Origin of the sequence: Schlesneria sphaerica (assembly GCF_044336245.1) — a bacterium.
Classification (GTDB): Bacteria; Planctomycetota; Planctomycetia; order Planctomycetales; family Planctomycetaceae; genus Schlesneria; species Schlesneria sphaerica.
In genome coordinates, this window is sequence record NZ_CP172346.1 from 3,338,140 (window position 1) to 3,359,468 (window position 21,329).

Here is a 21,329-nt window from a genome sequence, read left to right on the forward strand (position 1 = left end):
GCATGAGACGCCTGAAATTATTCCTGACGACCGTGTCGTGGGGAACACGACTTCAGCTCCTGATGGTCGTGCTGTACCTGAGTTATCAGGTCTGGTTCGATTCACGACGAGGCTACCTTCCCGTTACGTTCGCCATCATGCTGCTGACCGGTCTGCTCGGCCGTTTACTGTTGCCACTCATGATGGCTTATCCCCGGCTGACTTTCCGGGTCTGGGGTTCCTTCGGCACGGTGTTCCTGATTTTGTCCTATCTGGTCAGCGGGCAACGCTGGTGGTGGACCGTCGCAGCTCACTTCGGTCGTGAGATTGTCATGTGCCAGTATCTGAGTTGCGGGTACTGGTTCGTATCGCAATTGCGGCTGGCCCAGGAACGATTGACATCAGACATTCCTGAGGACGACGAGGAATTCGCCAAGACCTGACTGCCTCTGGAACTCAACCTGATTCGGCCTCAACATCCGACAACAGCAACTCGCCCCCGCCCAGAACCCGAGCGGCTCACACCCGTAAGAGTGATACGACGGCAGGGAAGATCACATCCCAGATCAGAGAGACTTCCACCGATCAATCAATGTAACTAAGTCGAATCGTACTAATACCAAAAAATCTCCATCGCTAAGAGGACTGGTTACTATGAGTTTTCACTACGCAACACGACTCCATGAAGCGATCAAGGCCAAGAAGACACCGGCACTGGTCGGTCTTGACCCACGACTGAACCAGCTTCCCCCGGATGTCCTCGCACACGCCCGCGAACTTCACGACGACCCGGTCGCCGTCGCCGCGTCGGCATTTGAGGAATTCTGCGTCCGGCTCATCGATGTCGTCGCGCCGCTGGTCCCGGCCGTGAAACCGCAGGCGGCGTTCTTCGAGGAATGGGGCCCCGATGGCTGCCTCGCCCTCGCCCGTGTAATCCGCTATGCCCGGACCAAGGGACTGATCGTCATCTTCGACGGAAAACGGGGTGATATTGGAACAACGGCCGAAGCCTATGCACGCGCTTACCTCGCCGGAGCAGACCCGCAAGCGGCTCCCTGGCAGGCAGACGCACTCACGGTCAACCCCTATCTCGGCCGGGACACTCTCGAACCCTTCGTGAAGGTGGCCGCCGAGCGAGGAGCCGGCATCTACGTCCTCGTCAAAACCAGTAATCCCGGTTCAGCCTCGTTCCAGGACAAGATCACCGAAGATAAAACACTCTTCCGCCACGTCGCCCAGGTCGTCGAAGAACTGGCCCTCGAGACCAACGAAAGTGGTTACGGAAGTATCGGCGCCGTCGTCGGGGCAACCTATCCCCGCGAACTCGTCGAACTCCGCGCGGCCATGCCACACGTCCCGCTGCTGATTCCCGGTTACGGCAGCCAGGGGGGTGCAGCAGCAGACGTCGCCCCCGCCTTTGATGCCAACGGCCTGGGTGCGGTCGTCAATAACTCACGCGGGATCAACTTTGCCTTCAAAGCTTCCCCCTATGACGAACAGTACGGGGCGAAGCAGTGGGAAGCCGCCGCCGAGGCCGCTACGAAGAAGATGATCGCGGACCTCGCTGCCGGAACCGCCGCCGGAAAGCTGTTGTAACGCGTACCGCTGAAATGCCAGCATGCCACTGCATGACGGCCGCCGTCATGCAGTGCTGCTCCCGCTCGCGCCTGTGCATGAAATCCCTGTAGGTGAAACCAGGGTACAGCCGCGCAGCGTACCCGCCCGAGGCCCTTCGCTCACTCTCTTCCCCTGCTTCTCCCGCGCAGTTTCTTACTGCACACGCTGCGATCAGCCACGAAATCGTCCGACCTCGTTCACAGTTCGCCGCCTCCTCCTCGACCTGAACTTTTCGGAAGCTTGATCTCTTCACGTCTCGTGGACGTTCAGCCCTCGCAAGAACGGCAACCCGCGCAGCCACTGGTAGCGACCCGTTAGAGAAATTGAGTATTAAATAACGACTCGTCATCTTAGAGGCAGTTTCAAAACCGGTTCAAGCATATCATTACGCAGGCGAGGTGGAAAAAGCCTTCGAAGAGATGTGGGTAGTATTCATGCCGGACAAGAAGCCTTCTTTGATAGCCTAGCCAACTGATCGTGCGTTCCACTTTCCAGCGACTCGCATATCTCTTCAGGCTTCGCCCGTCTTGTCGAGACGGCTTCTTCCGGCCTTTTCGGTGGGGTGTGATTTGCTCAATGCCTCTCAGTTTGAGCGTATCACGAATCCAATCGGCATCAGCCGCTTTATCGTACAGCAGCCTCTCGGGTTTCTGGCCAGCAACTTGAATGTCGACCAGCGTCTCGATCGTGTTGACTTCGGCGACCTGTGCAGAAATGGTGAACCCCGAGATGGGGACGCCGTTACCGTCCGTCATCAGCATGAGTTTCGTTCCTTTACCTTTCTTGGTCTTACCAACCTCGGCGCCCCCTTTTTTGCAGGCGAAAAGGTGCCATCACCCATTGCCTGCGACCAGTTCAGCTGTTTCTGTCGATCAAGGGACTTCAGGAGACGTTCCCACGTTTTGACCATGATTCCTCTCTCCGTCCACTCCTTGAGCCTTCGCCAGCATGTTGCAGGAGACGGGTATCGCTCTGGTAAATCTTGCCATCGTCCTCCGCTCTTCAGGACCCACAAAATTCCTTCCAGACAGGGTCGAGGCTCGACTCGTGGTCGGCCTCCCAGTGGGGATGGAAGAGGGTTTGCAAACAGATCTTTGATGGAATTCCACTGGGCATCATCAAGAAAAGGCTTCGGGACCGTCCTGGACCCTGTCGTATTCGGCCGCCGTCGCTGGGGCCACATGGACAGGGTAATTCGCATGTAAGGGACTCCTTTCTCCCTTACCGGTATGCAAATTGCCTGCCAGAATCGTTATTGCAATAAAGGGGTTTTGAAACTGCCTCTAGGTGATGGCGATACCTGATTCTCTCAGCACCGATCACTGGACAGGGAAGAGACGATGCCTGATTCGACAGATCGCAAGAGCGTCGCAGAGCAACCGCTCTACATCCTGTGGGTGGTGCTGCTGGTCGGCACCATCAGTCTACTGACATTGGCAATCCCGCTTGGCCTCTATTTATGGGCCTATGGGATTCCCCAGTTCCCCGAATTGCTCACAACGCCGGTGCACGAATACCGCCACGCGGTCATCTGGAATCAACGGGTCTGGTATCCCGTTCTAAAAGTCGGTCCCAACAGTAACACCGGTGTTGCGGAATTCGCTTCCTTCGATCCCGTGAAGGGTGGTGTGGAGAACTCTGCTCTCACGACCCCCAATCCGCTTATCGGTCTCGTCGCAGATGGCGACCATCTCTGGAGCGTGACAACGACCTCGGTCACGCGCTACCGCCAGGGGAACCAGGTGGAAGACAAACCAAAACGAAAATTAGGACGAACGAGCGAACCGTTCCTCTACGAGGGAAAAGTGGCAGTGATCGAGCTGACGTCTCTGCCCTATCCAGAGCTGCTGCAACTGGTCGACGGGGAATGGACTGCCATAGGGGATGTCCTTATTCCGTTCGCATTAGCCACCACGATGCAGGACGACGAATTGACCCTGGTAAAGTCTTCATCTCCATCGAGCCTCGGCGCCAGGATGATGGACGTAAAAGTCATTCCTGCCGAGGGACAATATCACTTGTTTGTGTCCGACGGAGCAGTCGTGGCCTATCACCAGGGCATCGAATTCGCCACCAACTCAGCCGAGACATCCGCAGAGGGTCAAGAGGCCGTCGACGACAGCAATCTCGACGCCTGGCAGGCTGTCTGCCAGGTGCCGGGGGGACGAAGCAACCTTCGGGGCTGGAAGGCCGGAATCGCTGCGGGAACGCCAATCGTGGTCGCGACGGGATCCGCGATCGGCAATCCCTTCCAGAGAAACTCACTGGTCCTCTATCGAAAGCAGCAGGAAATATGGCAGAAGAGCGACGAAAAATCGACCCCTGCGATGCTGTCGCTGGTGCTGGTCTCTGACGGTCAGAACGTCTATACCGCCGCCCAGTCCGTCGCTCAAACGCTCAGGCTCTTTCAGGTTACCGATGGGCGACTTAAACAGACGGGTGTCGCCCTGCGAGCCCCCGTCACTCCGATGCAGCAGCCCCTTGAACGCGGGGCCGAGATCTATAAGTGGGTCTACTGGCCCGGCTTGTTAATCCTGGCACTTAGCCTCAGCCGCCTGATGAGCGTCTACCTCTCTTCGGATTACCAATTCGGAAATACGACAGTCCAGTTAGCTTCCTACACCCGGCGCGGTTTTGCGAAGTTGATCGATTCGTTCGTGTACTGGATTCCGAACTACCTGCTCGCAGTTCTGCTGGGTGTGGCGACGAAGGAACAGGTCGCCGAAAACATGGACAGACTACTTGATTCCGATGGTTCACTCGGCCCCATGGGGCTGTTCTTTATCGGTGCACTTGTCTCGGGCCTGGTCTATCTGACGATCACCAGCATCACACAAGGGAGGTGGGGGATCACCGTGGGAAAATGGATCTGCGGCATCCGTACCGTTCGAACCACGCTTCGCCCCTGCGGGTTTTTCCGTGCCCTTGTCAGAGACCTGCTGTTCGCGATCGATACCTTTCCCCTGATGTCCTACATCCCGATCACTCTGATTTTCGCTTTCAGCCAAGACCGCCAGCGTCTCGGCGACATGGTTGCCGACACCATCGTTATCCGAACGCCCCGCACATCCCCCACGACGACAGTCCAACCGGCAGATCCCGAAAGTGCGACTCGCCCCTAATTCTCCTCAGCTCCACGCCGGGATATCAATCGCCGGGGCATCAAACACTGGGGTATCAAGCCCCTACCGTCTCTCTTGATATTTGAGCAGCACGCGCGGGTCTCTCTCTCGATGCTCCTCTGCCACGGCGCCTCCTCCGCTTCCCTTCACATGGTGAAACCTTCGCCGCGCCTGGGGAATTTTCTCTCGCGCGCATTCGATGGCTCACGCTTTATGCGGATCAAAGCTGAAAAAGCCCCAAAGACGCTGCCGGTGTTGAAGCATAGGCAGGTCACCAGCATGCCTCGGCCCGCCGTTTGCTTACCCATGGCAGTCTTCGTGTCCCGCACCAGTGGGTCCGCAACAGCCCGCTGACGTACACCCCCACGCATCCGAGCCTCTGTCTGACATGACAATCCCCCTGCCACGGTCTCGAACCTCGATACCACTCGTCTTCCTGGTCCTGCTCTCAGGCATTCCCGCCGGCTGTGGGCAATCGCGCGGGTACCCGACCGTCACCGTGGCCACCCCCCTCGGACGGGAAGGAGTCTGCGTCTCCTGCAGCCGAAAAATCGAATCGGTGACCGAGCAGAATCTGGTCACCGTCGAAGGGAATCAGTTCATCGTCTGTAGCGAAGCATGTGCTGATAGAGCAGATCTGGACGTGGAGCATGCCCACGAAGGACACAGCCACTAAGCGGGCACACGACTCAGCCATTCCCTTTGCTGCCGTGCCGGCTCAATCACAAGACGCAAGATCAACGATCAAGGAGCCCTGAACTGACATGCGACCAGGAATCAACCATCGCGACCGGCGACGCGCATTCACATTGATTGAACTGCTGGTCGTCATCGCCATCATTGCAGTACTGATCGCATTGCTGTTACCCGCCGTTCAGCAGGCTCGCGAAGCAGCACGCCGAACCCAGTGTAAAAACAACCTGAAACAACTCGGGCTCGCACTGCATAACTATGCCGATGCCTTCGGGATGTTTCCGGCCGGTCATATGGACACTTACACGGATTACATCTCCGCCGGGGCCCGTCACCAGTTCAGCTGGTTGACGGCAATTCTGCCGTACATCGATCAGACCCCCTTATTCAACATGATCAATTTCAGCAACGCCGACGTGATGCTGAATGCGAACGTGAACCCGAAGTTCTACGAAGTCGCAGGAAAGTCCGTTCCGGCATTTCTCTGCCCCAGTGATCCGATCGGCCGAGTCAGTCCCACATTGGCCCCTTCCAACTACATGGCCAGTCAGGGAAGCCTTTGCGACTGCCGTGGAAACTCGTGCAATGGACTGTTCGGACACAGCTCCTACACGCGTCTCGCGTGGATCACCGATGGCCTGTCGCAGACGATTGCCTGCGGTGAAACCCTGAAAGGGGATTTGAATCCCGCCACACTGCAGGACAACTACATCTTCACCAACGCTTCCGGCTCGACCGCCTCGAACGTTTCGACCTGCCAGTCGGTCGCCCCGACTCAATCGGACCGAGCCACGGCCTGGTTTGGCGGTCAACCGCAGTTCAACATCATGACCACTCTCCGCCCGCCCAATGACAAACAGTTCGACTGTATTGCCCCCAACTACGGCTGTACCAACATGGCCGCTCGCAGTGCCCATGTGGGAGGAGCCCACCTGATCTTCGCCGACGGATCGGTCCACTTCATCTCAGAGAACATCAGCATCACCACCTTTCAAGCACTCGGCAGCCGCGCAGGTGGTGAAATCGTGGGGGAATTTTAATGGTGCTCCATTCCCACACCCCCTCTCAAACTCCCCTGGCGGCGTCAGGCCATCGGTTCCGGGTCTTGATGGCGGTATTCGCAGCCAGCTTGCTCGGGTTGACGAGCGCAGCCTCCATCTCGCGGGCTCAGACAGCGACAACGGCATCGCCCGCCTCAAGCGACAGCGATCCACCCGTCCCCGCCTTCGAGATCGGGTTTATCGGACTGCACGGCGGTGTCTACGAACAGCTTCAGACTTACGCGAAACCGCTGAACCTGAGACTCACCTATTTCGAGGATGGCGATGTCGCGAACAAACGGGTGGATCTCAGCACCGTACGCCTGCTCTACATTCAGCACACACGCGAAGAAGACCGCGACACCTACCGCCTGCTGCTCGATGAGGCAACCAGGAAAAATCCCGGCCTGCGCGTCTTTGTCCTTCCCGCCAATGCGGTCGACTTCTTCCGGACGATGAACCTCAAGCAGCCTGTCGAACGTGACTCCGACGCGGCGAACTATTACGGCAGCTCGGCGGAAAATCTCCGGCGGATGCTAATCTTCATCGCAGCCCGACGCCTCGGTCACGATCTGCAGGTCGAACCCCCACAGGAAGTCGAGCGGGAAGGTCTCTACCATCCCGACCACGAAGGTTTCTTTCCCTCATCCGGTGCGTTCGAAGTCTGGAGCCGCACACGGGGGACATTCAGTCCCGAGAAACCTCGCCTGCTGATCACAGTTCACAACACCCATCTCGCATTTCAGCAACCGCGTGTCGTCGACGCGTTGATTCGCGAAGCCGAACGGCAAGGTGCCGTCGCCGTGGGGATCATTGACGGCCGCTCAAAAACGTACGAAGAACAGGCCGTCGCATTTGCTCCGCACGCGGTGATCCATACCTGCCATAGCGGTGACACCGTCGCTTTGCGAAATGCCCTGAACGTCCCCCACCTGCACTCGATCTTCATCCGCAAACAATCGATCGCCGAATGGCAGGAAAGTACCGAGGGACTCTCGTCCAGCGAACTTGCCTTCCACATCATCGGTCAGGAACTGATCGGCGGCATCGAGCCACAAGTGGCCGCCGGTACGACATCAGGGCAGGGGAGTGCCGAGGCCTTTCAGCCCATTCCTGACCGAGTCGAGCACCTGATCAAGCGTGCTCTGGGCCACGCCCGTATGGCTCAAACACCCGCCCCGCAGAAGAAGATCGCCATCATTTACTACGATCGCGAAATGGGGAAGGGGGAACTGATGCGAGGCAGTTCCACGGGGATGCACCTCAACGGGCCCCGCAGCCTGACTAACGTCCTGCAGGAAATGCAGAAGCATGGTTATCAGATGACCAGCGTCCCCCGGCACGAGGACGAATTGCTGATGCGAATGATCGAGCGGGGTCGGCAGATTGGTGTCTGGGCCCCCGCCGAGCTGGATCGACTTGTCCAGCACGGGGACCCGGTCCTGGTCTCCGAGGACGACTATCGCGTCTGGTACGAAAAGTTTGTGCCCGCCGATCGCCGGCAACAGATGGAAGACAAGTGGGGGCCCCCTCCCGGCCAGTTCATGGTCTGGCAGCGCGACGGCCGTAAGCATCTTGTCATTCCCCGGATCGAGCTCGGCAACGTCATCCTCCTGCCCCAACCGCTCCGAGGGGAAATCCACGGTAAGGAAGGGGCCAACGCCCAGGCGCATGACAAGGTGACAACACCTCCTCATAACTATCTGGCGACCTATTTCTGGCTGGAACACCAGTTCCACGCCAATGCCTTGATCCACTTTGGGACTCATGGCTCTGAGTTCGCCCTGCCGGGCAAACCGAACGGCCTGTCACAACGGGACTGGTGTGACGTCATCATGGGCTCGATGCCGAACTTCAATCCGTGGATCATCGAGAACATGGTGGAATCCTCGCCTGTCCGCAGACGTGTCTACGGGACACTGCTGAGCCACCTGCCGCCACCGATTGTCGATGCAGGGCTGAGTGACGATCTGGCCAACCTGCACGAAACACTCGACAAATGGGAAACGCTCGAGGAAGGGGCACTGAAGGAAAATTTCCGTGAAGAGATCACGCGCCAGGTCCAGCTTTGCCATCTCGAAACCGACCTGCACCTCACAATCCCGGACGATGGAAAGCTGACGCGGGATGCCATCAGGCAAGTCTCTGATTACCTGCATGCCATCCAGGAAGAAACCACTCCGACCAGTCTGCACGTCTACGGCGAACGACCACGAAGCGACCTGCTGATCCCCTACATGGTCACCATCCTGCGAACGCCGTTCATCAATGGATTGAAAGAACTCAAGCATGATCAGCAGCATCAGGCCAATCGGGATCACGACCACGAGGGGCACAGTCACGGTGTCCGTCCTGAAGCGGAAGCCATCCTGCAACTGGTACTGAATCGGCAGATGGACCCGCTGGATGCCGTCAACGCCACTCTCGGAACAACGCTCTCGGAGTTACCCGAAGCGATCGACAAAGGCCTGAAACTGGCGATCAAGTTGAACGCCGACTTCGACCGGACTGCGGATGAAATTGGTAATCTGCTGGCAGGACTGGAGGGAAAGTTCGTCCCCCCCAGTCCGGGAAACAGTCCCATCCGAAACCCGGGTGCCGTTCCCACCGGACGGAACATGTACCTGCTGAACCCCGAAGAAATCCCCTCGCGGCCCTCCTGGGAACTCGGTCACCGCCTGGCGGAAGAACTGGTCACACGGCACCAGACGCAAACCGGTCAGTTCCCCACCAAAGTCGGATTCGATCTTCGCAGTTCGGCCACGTTCCGCGACTACGGTGTGATGGAAGCGCAGATTCTGCGACTGATCGGAATCGAACCGGTCTGGGACGAGCGGCAACTTGTGAGCGACGTAAAACTGATCTCGCGAGACGACCTGGGTCGCCCGCGCGTCGACGTGTTCATTGCTGCAGGATCATGGTATGAGTCGAATCTTCCCAGCCGACTGAACCTCTGGGACAAGGCAATTCGACTCGCGACGCAGGCCGACGAACCTGACAACCCCCTGTTCCAGAATACGCAGACACTGCGGACGACGCTTGTCGGTCAGGGACTGACGGAAGACCGGGCTCAACTGCTGTCGCATGCCCGGATATTCGGTCGAGCCCCCGGACGGGAATCGGGCAGCTTCCTGGGCTATAAAGTCGCTCAGTCCGGCGACTGGAACAGCCGTGACGACATCGCCGCCGAATACCTCGCCCATCACAAACATGTCTACACGGAAGGGGCCTGGGGTGAAGAAGCCTCTCCCCTCTACGATGCGGCAATTCAGGGAACGCATACTGTCGTCCGCAGTTGGTCCGATCACATGACCAGTCCCCTGGCCAGTAAATATGTCTGGCTGCATGGCGGTTCGCTCAGTCTCGCCGTTGAGGCCCTGACCGGCAAAAAGCCCGAGTTCGTTCTATCCGACGTCCGTGACCCCGACAAAGCGGGTCTGATCAGTGCCGAAGACGCTCTGCGACGTGAATACCGCGTCCGGCTGTTCAACCGGAAGTGGCTCGAAGGGATGATGAAAGAAGGCTACGCGGGGGCCGACCAGATCCGCTTCATGACCTCCAACAGTTTCGGCTGGGAAGTGATGCGTCCCGGCAGCGTCGGCAGCGAAAACTGGCAGGAAATGAAACAGGTCCTGATCGACGACAAACTGAACCTTCGCCTGCCCGACTGGATGGATCGCAATAATCCCTACGCCTACCAGGATTCCATGGCGGTGATGCTGGAAGCGATGCGAAAAGGATACTGGCAAGCCGATGAGCAAACCCGACAACAGGTCGCCCGCGCGTATGCCGAAAACGTTGCACGGCACGGAATGTCGGGACACATGACCAGCGGCGGAAATACTTCGCTCGATACAATGGTGCGAGAACAACTGGAGGGGATCCAGAGTCCAACCGCAACCCGGTTGCTGGCCAACTATACTCAACGGTTCAACGAACAAACGGAGCGAACCGCCGTGGACATCGCCGCAGGAACGACGGCCCCGGGAACCGCTCCTTCGGATGCGGCGGCCACAGACGCCGTTCCTCCTCCGGCCATGGACCCGGCTTCGACTTCGACACAAGCCACCACCCCGTTCGAATCGACAAATGCACCAGCGACCCCTCTGACCACGGTGGAAGGCCAGCGACTTCAACCCTCACCATCCCCATCGATTCAACACCAGCAAAATCTGGCTCCAGCGCCCGTTCCTCCAGGGAAACCCTCGCTTCTCTACTGGTCATTGGGAGCGGCGATCCTCCTGCTGATGGTCGCTGGATTTGCCGCACGACGAGGGACACCATGACGGATCGACTGGTCGAAATTCTCTACCTTCTCTCCGAAGGACTGCTCGCTCCGACACTCATTCTGATTGTCACCTTTCTGGCGGGAAATCTGCTGATGCTCGGCGGCCTGCTGCGCGAATTCCTCGATCGCGCGTTCGGCCTGCGAAGCTGGAGGTCTTTCCTCACACAGCTCCGCGCCAGAAAAATTGCTGCGGCATCGTTCTATGATCTCTTGCTCGTCGGCTATCCCGCCCGTTATCAGCGGGCGACGCAGCGACTGAACCATGCCTCGCAATCCGTACTGGTGAATAAATCGCTGGAAGATCTGGAGCTGGATATCACACGCCGTCTGGCGCGGCTGGGATTCAGTACCCGGCTCGGACCAATGCTGGGACTGATCGGAACATTGATTCCGCTGGGCCCTGCACTGACGGGTCTCGCCTCTGGCGATATTCAGGCCCTTTCCAGCAACCTCGTGATCGCCTTTACCACCACCGTGTTTGGGATTCTGATTGGAGGCTTCTCGTACGCCGCCAGCGTAGCCCGCAAAAGCTGGTACGAACAGGATCTCAGCGATCTCGAGTTCGTTGCGACGCTCCTGAAGTCCGATTCCGTCAGCGATTCCGCGACCGTCTCTGTGCAGGACACCTGCCATGCGACGTAAGGTACGACGCTGGGAGGCCGCGTCCGAGGATGATCCGCTTGCGGGGCTGGTCAACCTGTTCGACCTCTGGATGGTTTTCTCGATCGCGCTGCTGCTGGCCCTGGTCAGCGCATCACGTACCCGGGAACTCGGATCTGCGGCATCACCAGAGGCCGCAGCCACGACGGAAGTGACCCCGTCCGAGCAACAAACCCGCCTCGATCAGTTCCGTGTGAGCCACGAAAAACTCAAGGGCGAAGGACAACGACTGGGAACAGCCTATCGCCTGAAAAGCGGGGAAGTCGTTTACGTCCCCGATTAGGCCCTTCGCAACAGCCCCTCCCAATCCGTACGCAACGAACTGGGGAGAGTTTTTCTTGGCATCCCATCGCTGTGTTCTCTGGGCACTCCCGACTGCCATTCCGTACCCACGTGGACTTCGCTCATCACGGCACCGCATTCGATTCGACCATCGGTGCAACAGACAGGATCTCTCATTGACGCTTTCCCCCCGCTCAATTGATTTACTGAACACCCGTAGTCCAGTACGATGCAGGTCGTACCGAGGTGACGGAGTGTCACATTTCAGGCTGCACCGAACGGATTCTTGTTCGAGAGTGGAAGGCAGCCTGACACGGGCCAGTGCGAATACTCCCAATGTCAAACTCGATCGTCAGAAATTTAAGCGCTCTGGTTCAAGTGGGTAAACAGTTCAGGAAAATGGGAGAACACATGAAAGGCCTCGTCAAGGCTGTGCTTTGTCTTGCATCGATTGTTTCGATGAGTTCAGGAACGAAGGTATTCGCCTCAGTCATTAGTCCGATATCGACACAGACCACCGTTCAACTCGGAGCCGATGGAATCGGTTCAGACGCAAAAAGTGTGACTGATCTGTCCCTCGTCAACGTCACACTTCCTGGAGGCGGATTCGCGGAAGCCCAGTTGAATCAATCAGCCGACCGATTTACGGGCATCTTTAATGGAAGTATGGTCGCGAGTGACTACTCTTACTCTCGAGGGGTATACGAGGTCTATTTCACCGTTGATGTTGATTCCTATCTGAGGATTGAATCCAACTTTGATCTTGGTGGCTATTACCTGGCGTGGTTATACGACGTTGACAACAATAAATTCCTCTCCACGACACAGTACTCTCCTTCCTACGAGGAAGGACCATTGACTGTATCGCTCTCCGATGATCGTGTCTGGCTGAGTGTCGACCCTGTTCTGCTGCGCGCCGGTCGAACCTACCGGATCACAGGTAGAACGGGCGTGGAAGGGTCTGGTGTTGCCAGAGACCCGGAGAACTCTTACTTCAGCTTCTTTGTTACGACAGCTCCTGTCGGAATTCCGGAACCTGTTCCCGAACCATCGTCTCTTGCGCTACTCGGCCTTGGGACACTGAGTATGGCCGTTGCCAGATACCGACGACGAAGATTGTCGTAACCCGCAACGCCAACGATCATCTCCTCAAAGGAGGCTCGCCACGACCCGCGTGATGAGCCTCCCTCTCAGCTGCAACGAATGAGCACCCTGAGACAACCAACGATCTCTTGCAGACGCTCGAAGGAGGATCGTCGCACTCCCATGATCCATCCGAGAGATGAGACGACATTCAATCGTGTCACTCGGGTCCAGAGCACGACCTGCTGGAAACACGTCGGCAATCCCTTCACTAACCCGACAGAGCATGCTCCTGGCACCCGCGTCCACCAGGATGACAGGCGGACGTGACTGCAAGACACGTCTCAGGCTCCCGTCCGCCCACCGTACGCGCCAGGTGTGTCACCTGCCTCGTTCCACAGTTGACACTCTTCTCTTTTTGATTGACACACGTCAACGTGTCGACAAAGATGAAATCTTACCCTGCTTCTCAGAACTGCGCAGTCATCTGGCCCATACAGCGACTCGATCAGATGATCTCGGCAACGACTGCCAGCATGACCGCGATCGAACATCCTTCCCCAGCAAGAGTGCCTCCGATGCTGATTTCCAAGTGGTTAGCTGCGTTCCGTCCTCGTCACACCGTTCGCAGCAAAACCCGCAGAGGCCGACAGAAGCTGGCATTCGCCTGCCACATCATGCTGCTGGAAGACAGAATTCTGCTGTCTTTCACTCCCGTACTTACGAACACCGCCAACAACCTGCATGAGGTACTCTATACCCTCGCGCCAGAGATCCCGGCAGACATTCCGGTGAAGTACGTGACGATCATGAACAACAGTCCGGATGTCGTCTATCCGATTTTTATCGGCGCGAATTCGACGATGGATAACACGGCAGGTCAGGTCGTCCGGATTGAACTGACCAACGGAGGCAGTGGATATGACCCGGCGAATCCGCCCCTTGTTAAATTCGAGGGGGGCAGCGGTTCGGGTGCGTTCGCTCGGGCCTCCGTCAACGCCGAAGGGCAAGTCTACGCGCTGACGCTGGGACTGGGAAATCTGCCCATCGGTTCGGGCTATACATCAGCACCAACGATTACCTTTGATGATAGTGCCAATGGCAACAAAGGGAGAAATGCGGCGGCGACAGCGACAATCAGTACCGCAGGATCGTATACGAAACCCACCTCGCAGTACGATCCGCTCGACCCCTTCAATCAGGGCTTCCGAGGTTACATTGGCGAGGTTAATCCCAATAACCCCAACGAAGTCATTGCGGGACTTCAGCCTTACAGTCAGGTAACGATCCAGCTCCCGCTCGTGTTCTGGGATGGCGCCCGAATTTTCATGGCCACCAATGGTTCGGATCCGCTGGAGTCTGCGTCCGACCCCGGCAACCCCATCCAATCTGCCGACCCCTGGCAATATAATTTCTCGGCCAAAGCTTATATGCCCGCACCGGGTGCCGCCTACAGTGCCACCTTTCCTGACCCTGCGACAGGCATTGCCAATTCCAACGGACGCGTGCTCTGGTATCACGACTCAAACGTGCTGATCGGTGGCCCCAAGGGATTCGCGAATGACACCCCTGGCCAGTTGACCGAGTTCACGATTCGTGACGAGATGCAGGTCAACTGGGCTCCCAACATGCCCCAGTCCGAGTTGGTGAATCCGATTCTGAATTATGACGTGTCGTACGTGGATCAGCTTGGCCTGCCCGCCATGATGGAAACGACCGACGGGTTCCCCAAGACAAATCCGGAACTCGGCCCCAAACCTTACGCCGGGATTGGCGCGGACTTAAGTGTCCCGCAGATGCAGCAGTTGATTGCCCAGTTCACGCAAACGATCCCGGGGACACCCAACAGCCTGCTCGGGGATTACTTTGGCGGTAAGGGATACGACCAATACGTCTTCCCCGGCAGCCTTTCTGATTTCAGCCTGCTGCCCGGCGGATTCAACGTCTTCGCAGATTCCGCTCTCGCGGACAGCGAATCTACCTACAACACGGCACAGTTCCAGCACTTCAAGCTCGTCAGTGGCGGCACCATTAACCGTGTCGCGACAGGAAACATCAACGGCAACGGAGTCGTCACGGTCGGCAGTAACGTAGTCACAGGACTCGATCCTTCGGTCGTGAAGCAACTTGCGAAAGGAATGATCATCCTGGACTCGGGCAGCGGCCCCGGAGCACAGGGAAATTACTTCAGTGCGGGAACCTACATCGAAAGTATTAATCTCGCGAATAACTCGGTGACACTCAGTACCCCAGCCTACTTCGATAACTCCGGTAACAGCGGGGGGACCTTCGCACTGACGTTCCTCGGGTCGCGATGGAATTCGAGCACCGGAGCCACCGACGGCACCCAACCACGAATCACCGGGCTGGATCCCGAAGCGGTCCAGTTCCTCAGCCCGGGAATGCTGGTCACCGGTCCAGGCATTACCGGGTATGCCGTCATCCAGTCGATCAACGGCCTCAATGAAGTCACGCTTGTCGACGCGAACCAGAATCCATTTGTTCCTGCCGCAGGAACTGGATCGGCGGGATCGCCGTACGTCTTCGCCGGAAGCCCCGCCTCCTACGTCGCCCAAAAGCTGATCAACCTGTGGTACGCCTGGGCCGATTACTATGTGCAGAATGTTGATGCCACGACCGTCTCCCTGTCTGGCAAGACGACCGGGACCAACTCGCTGCTGGATGAAAAAGCACTGATCCTTTCCGACCTCAGTGATACCAGCCAGCTGCGAGTCGGCAGCGTCGTCTCGGGGCCGAACATTGCCCTGAATCGCGTGAGCGACGCACAGGTCCACCATGGCGGAACAGGCTATCAGGTCGGCGACATCCTGACGGTTTCCGGCGGCGCGACCATCGCCCCCTTCGGCGCGGCGCAGATTAAGGTCCTTGGCGTCAATAGCGCCGGCGCGCTGACAGCGATCCAGGTCATTCAGAGCGGATCCTATTCTCAGATTCCCGCTGGCATCGTCAGCTTCACGGGGGGACAAGGATCGGGCGCAACAGCCAATCTGACGATTTCCAACACCACCATCACCAAAATTCTTTCGGCGACGTCTGTCCAACTCAGTAACGCCGTCCTGACCTCCGCAACCGGCACCTATACGTTCAGCGCACCGCTGCCGATCGTCCGATCCAGTGACGCACCCGCATTCGGTGACCCCGCAAATAAGTTGACATTCGATAACACATTCACCGCCCCCTACGGAGAAAACCCCCTCGAGTTTGCCCAGACGGTCTACGATGTGATGTCCGGATTCAGCAAGATCCCCCCCTCGGGTGCCAAGTTGAGCCTCTCAGCTCAGTTGCTCAGCTATTGCATTGGCTGCAACATTGGTTCATTCGCTGGTAATTCACTGGTCCCCGTCCTGCGTCAGGATCAGTTACGAGACGCGCTCAAATCCATCATGCGCGGCGTCTCGGATTTCCAGCAATTCCCGGAGTTCGGCACCATCCAGGACCCACGCTCCACATCACAGTGGTACCCGGATCCGTCCAAAGTTCTGCCGGGCGCTCTGGTCAACGAGACACAGACCACATCCAACGTCTTTAACCTCAATCCGTATGTCTTCTTCGTCCACCGTGTGCTGGGGATGAATGGCTATGGCTTCTCGGTTGACGACGACACCGCAGATGTTGGGAGCCTGGGATCGAACCTGCAGATTGCCTACGGAAGCACTGCCGCAACCGCACCGGGAACGACGCAAAAGCTAAACAACCTGAATTACTACACGTCAGGAGCCCCCTACGGGACACTCGTAGGCGAGGGACAGATCGATAACACCTCCGTAGCCTTCGCCAAGATGCGCGAAGAGGGATTCCTGATTCCGGGCAACACGGATCGCACCCCCGTCACGGTCATTAAACTCCCCACGAGTCTCATTCCACTGCTCGTCGCCGCAGACCAGAACACCACCGGTGCGCTTGTCACCGCCAGTGACAACAGCCTGCCCGCAGGAACGCGCGTCGTGGCCTACCAGAACAGTGTGAGCGATCCCTCGTACCCGGAGGGCTATGGCGCGGTCTTCGTGAGCCGCCCCGCCGGCACAGTCCCCTCAACGGACGGGCCACCCAATACCACGTTCACACTGACCGGCTTCAATACCCTGCTTCCTGTGATCACCCAGGTTTCGCAGAGCAGCGGCGCACCGGGAACACAGATCACCATCACCGGAGCCCAATTCGGTTACACTCTGGTGGGGAGCACCAATTTTGTACCCGTGGTCGAATCGATCACCTTTAATGGTATCCCCGCAGCCGCCAGCAGCATTATCGTGGTCGACGCAAACACCGTGAAAGTCACCCTGCCACAGGGAGCTTCCACCGGAAAGATCGCCGTTCGCAGCGATGCCGGGACGGGTTACAGCAGCACGGACTTTCAAGTCACCTCCCTCCAGGTCTCCCAGCCACCCACGGGGGCAGCCAACACGATCGCGATCAACAGGAACACCTCCTACCCATTTGCTGTAGCGGATTTTGGGTTCTCAGATCCAAATGACAACCCGTCTCACAACTTCTCAGCAGTCCAGATCACCTCTCTGCCGACGGCGGGAACATTAACCTATAACGGTATCGCCGTTTCTCAGAACCTGTTCGTCTCTGTCGCTGACATCAGCGCGGGCAAGCTCGTCTTCACCCCGGCGCTGAATGCCGTTGGAGCAAGCTATTCCCAATTCGCCTTCAAGGTCCAGGATGATGGTTCCACCGAAAACGGGGGTGTGAATCTTGGTCTGACAGAGCATCTGATGAAGATGACCGTCCTCGCAATTCCAGGCGTCAATCCATCCCCCTGGCTGGGTGGAATCGAATCGACACCACTCTCCTATAAACCGAATGATCCACCGAAAGTCATTTCGGAGACTGTCCTGGCGAGTGACCCCAACAGCCAAAACCTGACGAAGCTGACCGTCCAGATTACGTCCGGCTACCAGAACGATGCGAACGGAAAGGATGTCCTTTCCTTCACCAATCAGTTTGGCATCACAGGCACATTCGACGCGGCCACGGGGACGCTCACACTCTCCGGAACAGCCTACGTCGGGGACTATCGCAAAGCGCTCCGGACCGTCACCTTCAGTTCCACAGGATCTAATGTCAGTTCGGCAAATCGTGTTCTGACCATCATCGCTACCGATGACGGTTCACCCAATCCCGCCCTCAGCCAGCCAGTTACGCGAACCGTCGTATTCAACTTTGCACCGGTCATCACGGGCCTGGAATCGGCAAACCTCACCTACGCTGCGAACACGCCCGCGACAGTGATCTCGAGCACCATCGACCTCAGTGATGCCGACAGCACACTCCTCTCGAAAGTCACTGTCCAGATCACCTCCGGGTACCAGAACAACGCCGACGGACAGGATCTGCTCTCGTTCACCGACAAGTTGGGAATCACAGGTTCGTTTAACCCTGCCACCGGAACGCTGACACTGTCCGGCAGTGCCACTGCGGCCAGCTATCGGGATGCACTACGGTCGGTCACCTATAGCTCCACCGGAGCCAACGTCACCACGGCCAATCGGGTCCTCACGATCATCGCCACCGACGATAAAGCCCCCACACCAGCCAGTAGCGCACCGGTCACACGAAACATCACGGCAGCCAACCACCGACCCTGGCTCGGCGGAATCGAATCGGCACCTCTGACTTACAAGCCGAATGATCCGCCCAAAACCATTTCCGACACCGTCCTGGCCAGCGATCCCGACAGTCACAACCTGACGAAGCTGACCGTCCAGATCACCTCGGGCTACCAGAACGATGCCAACGGGAAGGATCTCCTCTCCTTCACCAGCCAGTTCGGCATCACCGGTTCGTTCGATGCCGCCACGGGGACACTCACTCTCTCCGGAACCGCGTACGTCGGGGACTACCGCAAAGCGCTGAGAACTGTCACCTTCAGTTCCGCAGGGTCCAACGTCAGTGCGGCAAACCGTGTTCTGACCATCATCGCCACCGATGAAGGTTCACCCAATCCCGCACTCAGCCTGCCGATTAACCGGACAATCGTTTTCAACTTCCCGCCGGTCATCTCGGGACTGGAAACAGCAAATCTGGTGTACTCCGCGAATGCACCCGCCACGGCGATTTCCAGCACGATTGACGTCACCGACTCCGACAGCGCCAAGCTGTCCAAGGTCACCCTCCAGATCACCTCCGGGTACCAGAACAACGCCGACGGACAGGATTTCCTCTCGTTTACCGACAAGCTGGGAATCACAGGTTCGTTTAACTCTGCCACCGGAACGCTGACACTCACCGGTGAAGCCGATGCCGCCAGCTATCGAACCGCACTCCGGTCGGTCACCTACAGTTCCACCGGAGCCAACGTCACCACGGCCGATCGGGTCATCACGATCATCGCGACCGACAACAAATCCCCCACACCGGCCAGTAGCGCACCGGTCACACGAACGATCGCAGCAGTCAACCACCGACCCTGGCTCGGCGGAATCGAATCGGCACCTCTGACTTACAAGCCGAATGACCCGCCCAAAACCATTTCCGACACCGTCCTGGCCAGCGATCCCGACAGCCACAATCTGACGAAGCTGACTGTCCAGATCACATCCGGCTACCAGAACGATGCCAACGGAAAGGATCTCCTCTCCTTCACCAGCCAGTTCGGCATCACCGGTTCGTTCGATACCGCCACGGGGACGCTCACACTCTCTGGCACAGCCTACGTCGGGGACTATCGTAAAGCGCTGAGAACCGTCACCTTCAGTTCCACAGGCTCCAACATCAGCACGACCGATCGCGTTCTTACGATGATCGCCAGCGACGACTCGCTCGTCCCAGCGCTGAGCATCCCGATCACGAGAACAATCAAACTGCTGGCCTAAGAGGAAACTCAAGTTCCACAAAACAGATCAACACCCACTCAGCAATCGCAGGGATAGCCACGGTTGACGCGTCCCTGCGGCTACCGTGGCGGCGTCAGCCGCAAGAGGTTTCTCCAACGGCGCCGTAGAACATCCACAAGATTCAATTCAGTCTGTCAGCACCCGGCCAAGCAAACTCGGCATGAATTCCAGTGCGTTGCGGCGACTGCATTCCGGAGCACCGCCAACACTGTTCCGCACGCCATTTGCGCACGGCCACGCTACTGATCGTCAAGTGACAGGGGACGTTTGTGCTTGTCATTCGGTCCGTTTATCGGCCTTGTCGGCCTGCCCGGACAGATCGGCCGGTACGTCGCCGCAGTCCGAATTGCGATATTGACACTTGTCGCTAGTTGTGATATTTTCAATTCATGGAACGGAAGAACCCGATCGCAGCAGCTTTTCAGAACGGCAGGGTAAAGCTTTCCTTTGTCTGACATCCGCCGAACCCCGGGCTGGTCGCTGCCTGCAAATCGACGAAGGCAAGGCACCCCGACACTGAATCCGACTCCTTCAGATGGCCCGCCAGCAATCGAAACGTGCTGGCAGCGCCCGGATCGAGAAGGAGCGGGAAGCTCAGGGAGATTCGAAGTATCTGGCAACGGGCAATTCGAAGTTGCTCAACCTGCTCATTTTGAGCAACTTCAAAACCCTCGCCAGACTCTACAAAACAGGGATCTTGCTCAACTCGTTCAACTTGCTCAACAGTTTTTTTCTCCGCACAGCATCTCCCGATTCATCGAACGACGGCACCCTCACCTTGCCCAGACGGAAGGAATCGTGCGAGTTGCTGGCCCCCAGACGGAAACTCGTCTTTGCACAAATTCGACTTCCTGATAATTACCCCGTCATCACTCCTCTAATTGATGTTGTCCTTCGAAGGGGCGTGCCATGAAGGCCGCTAATCATCGTTTTGCGCTGACTGCCTGCATGATGCTGGCTCTCGCCGTACCTGTGAGCGGTTGTACGGTCGGTGGAAAGAGCTTCGCGATTGATAGTAATTCGCGCGTTCCGTTCTTCGGACTGGAGCTGAAAGAGCGGAAACGCAAAGACACAGCGCCCTCTTATAAGTCAATTTCACGGTCGTCTCGCGACGAAGTCTCCGTGAAGGTCGCGTTCCAGAACTCCGCGACCAATCACGCATCCGACTCAAAAAAGCACTCTTCGCAGCCCGTCTCCACCCAATTCGTGTCAGATCCAGTCACACCCTCAACCCCGAGAGGAAAAACGGGCCAGCCCACCGCGGCCTCTTTGACAGTGACGCAAGATCCACCAGTCGCCTCCATTCCGTTACCTCGTACGGACGACCTCCCTGCTTCGCGCGATCGACGGGCAGCATCCCTCAAGATCGATTTTCAGTGAGATCCGCCAGAAACATCCTCATTGTGCAGACGATGACGGGTCGCCGCACCGCTCACGAACTTTCGGGATGGCGTTGAGTTTCACTCGCCGAGGCGATTTGGGTGAGTAACAGGTTCACTTTGCCGAGAGCAGGTGAGAACACGCGCCGTCGTGCGTATTCTGCGGCTGATGAGGATTAATGCTCAGTTCAGAGCAGGGACGCCTTCCCGCAGGGATGACTGACAAATGTCAGATGGCAAACTGTGCAGTTTTCCTTCGGGCGCTGGGGTGCTACACTTTGGCTCGTTGTCACGATTGAACAAGCCAGACAGGTCGCAGAGGA

At 57.7% G+C, this 21,329-nt stretch carries 12 protein-coding genes; 10 read left to right on the plus strand and 2 right to left on the minus strand.

The genetic code is table 11. From position 1 onward, the window contains the following. Positions 1–2 precede the first annotated feature (2 nt). Both ACGY09_RS12200 and pyrF read left to right on the plus strand, forming a co-directional pair. Positions 3–422: a hypothetical protein gene (locus ACGY09_RS12200; RefSeq protein ID WP_397571719.1), complete on the plus strand. Its 420-nt coding sequence runs from the start codon at positions 3–5 to the stop codon at positions 420–422. A gap of 211 nt (positions 423–633) precedes the next feature. After that, complete coding sequence (gene pyrF / locus ACGY09_RS12205; protein ID WP_397571720.1) at positions 634–1,575, plus strand: orotidine-5'-phosphate decarboxylase; 942 nt, start codon at positions 634–636, stop codon at positions 1,573–1,575. 383 nt (positions 1,576–1,958) lie between these two features. Here pyrF and ACGY09_RS12210 read toward each other — a convergent pair whose 3' ends face one another. After that, positions 1,959–2,357: a transposase gene (locus ACGY09_RS12210; protein ID WP_397568160.1), complete on the minus strand. Its 399-nt coding sequence runs from the start codon at positions 2,355–2,357 to the stop codon at positions 1,959–1,961. After that, on the minus strand, positions 2,351–2,797 hold the full coding sequence (locus ACGY09_RS12215) for a transposase (protein ID WP_397568161.1): 447 nt from the start codon (positions 2,795–2,797) through the stop codon (positions 2,351–2,353). The genes ACGY09_RS12210 and ACGY09_RS12215 overlap by 7 nt, the downstream gene beginning before the upstream one ends. Before the next feature lie 139 nt (positions 2,798–2,936). On the opposite strand from ACGY09_RS12215, the gene ACGY09_RS12220 reads away from it, so the two are divergent. From ACGY09_RS12220 to ACGY09_RS12255, 8 genes are all read left to right on the plus strand, one after another. Then, a complete protein-coding gene (locus ACGY09_RS12220) occupies positions 2,937–4,718 on the plus strand; it encodes an RDD family protein (RefSeq protein ID WP_397571721.1) in 1,782 nt (593 codons plus the stop codon). 388 nt (positions 4,719–5,106) lie between these two features. Next, positions 5,107–5,394 (plus strand): hypothetical protein, encoded by a 288-nt coding sequence (locus ACGY09_RS12225; RefSeq protein ID WP_397571722.1) that lies wholly within the window; start codon positions 5,107–5,109, stop codon positions 5,392–5,394. An 88-nt stretch (positions 5,395–5,482) separates the two neighbouring features. Beyond that, positions 5,483–6,451 (plus strand): DUF1559 domain-containing protein, encoded by a 969-nt coding sequence (locus tag ACGY09_RS12230; protein WP_397571723.1) that lies wholly within the window; start codon positions 5,483–5,485, stop codon positions 6,449–6,451. Next, positions 6,451–10,737, plus strand: a complete 4,287-nt coding sequence (locus tag ACGY09_RS12235; protein WP_397571724.1) for a cobaltochelatase subunit CobN — start codon at positions 6,451–6,453, stop codon at positions 10,735–10,737. The genes ACGY09_RS12230 and ACGY09_RS12235 overlap by 1 nt, the downstream gene beginning before the upstream one ends. Continuing rightward, positions 10,734–11,381, plus strand: a complete 648-nt coding sequence (locus ACGY09_RS12240; RefSeq protein ID WP_397571725.1) for a MotA/TolQ/ExbB proton channel family protein — start codon at positions 10,734–10,736, stop codon at positions 11,379–11,381. Before ACGY09_RS12235 ends, ACGY09_RS12240 begins: the two co-directional genes overlap by 4 nt. Then, positions 11,371–11,682 carry a DUF2149 domain-containing protein gene (locus ACGY09_RS12245; RefSeq protein ID WP_397571726.1) on the plus strand — a complete coding sequence of 104 codons (312 nt, stop codon included), beginning with the start codon at positions 11,371–11,373 and terminating at the stop codon, positions 11,680–11,682. The genes ACGY09_RS12240 and ACGY09_RS12245 overlap by 11 nt, the downstream gene beginning before the upstream one ends. A 458-nt stretch (positions 11,683–12,140) precedes the next feature. Beyond that, positions 12,141–12,806: a PEP-CTERM sorting domain-containing protein gene (locus ACGY09_RS12250; RefSeq protein WP_397571727.1), complete on the plus strand. Its 666-nt coding sequence runs from the start codon at positions 12,141–12,143 to the stop codon at positions 12,804–12,806. Positions 12,807–13,342: 536 nt separating this feature from the next. Next, positions 13,343–19,606, plus strand: coding sequence for a beta strand repeat-containing protein (locus tag ACGY09_RS12255; protein WP_397571728.1), 6,264 nt, complete (start codon positions 13,343–13,345; stop codon positions 19,604–19,606). Positions 19,607–21,329 lie beyond the last annotated feature (1,723 nt).

Coding starts and splice junctions, on each gene's coding strand:
- ACGY09_RS12200 (WP_397571719.1), top strand. CDS start 3: ATGAGACGCCTGAAATTATTCCTGACGACCGTGTCGTGGGGAACACGA.
- pyrF (WP_397571720.1), top strand. CDS start 634: ATGAGTTTTCACTACGCAACACGACTCCATGAAGCGATCAAGGCCAAG.
- ACGY09_RS12210 (WP_397568160.1), bottom strand. CDS start 2,357: ATGCTGATGACGGACGGTAACGGCGTCCCCATCTCGGGGTTCACCATT.
- ACGY09_RS12215 (WP_397568161.1), bottom strand. CDS start 2,797: ATGCGAATTACCCTGTCCATGTGGCCCCAGCGACGGCGGCCGAATACG.
- ACGY09_RS12220 (WP_397571721.1), top strand. CDS start 2,937: ATGCCTGATTCGACAGATCGCAAGAGCGTCGCAGAGCAACCGCTCTAC.
- ACGY09_RS12225 (WP_397571722.1), top strand. CDS start 5,107: ATGACAATCCCCCTGCCACGGTCTCGAACCTCGATACCACTCGTCTTC.
- ACGY09_RS12230 (WP_397571723.1), top strand. CDS start 5,483: ATGCGACCAGGAATCAACCATCGCGACCGGCGACGCGCATTCACATTG.
- ACGY09_RS12235 (WP_397571724.1), top strand. CDS start 6,451: ATGGTGCTCCATTCCCACACCCCCTCTCAAACTCCCCTGGCGGCGTCA.
- ACGY09_RS12240 (WP_397571725.1), top strand. CDS start 10,734: ATGACGGATCGACTGGTCGAAATTCTCTACCTTCTCTCCGAAGGACTG.
- ACGY09_RS12245 (WP_397571726.1), top strand. CDS start 11,371: ATGCGACGTAAGGTACGACGCTGGGAGGCCGCGTCCGAGGATGATCCG.
- ACGY09_RS12250 (WP_397571727.1), top strand. CDS start 12,141: ATGAGTTCAGGAACGAAGGTATTCGCCTCAGTCATTAGTCCGATATCG.
- ACGY09_RS12255 (WP_397571728.1), top strand. CDS start 13,343: ATGCTGATTTCCAAGTGGTTAGCTGCGTTCCGTCCTCGTCACACCGTT.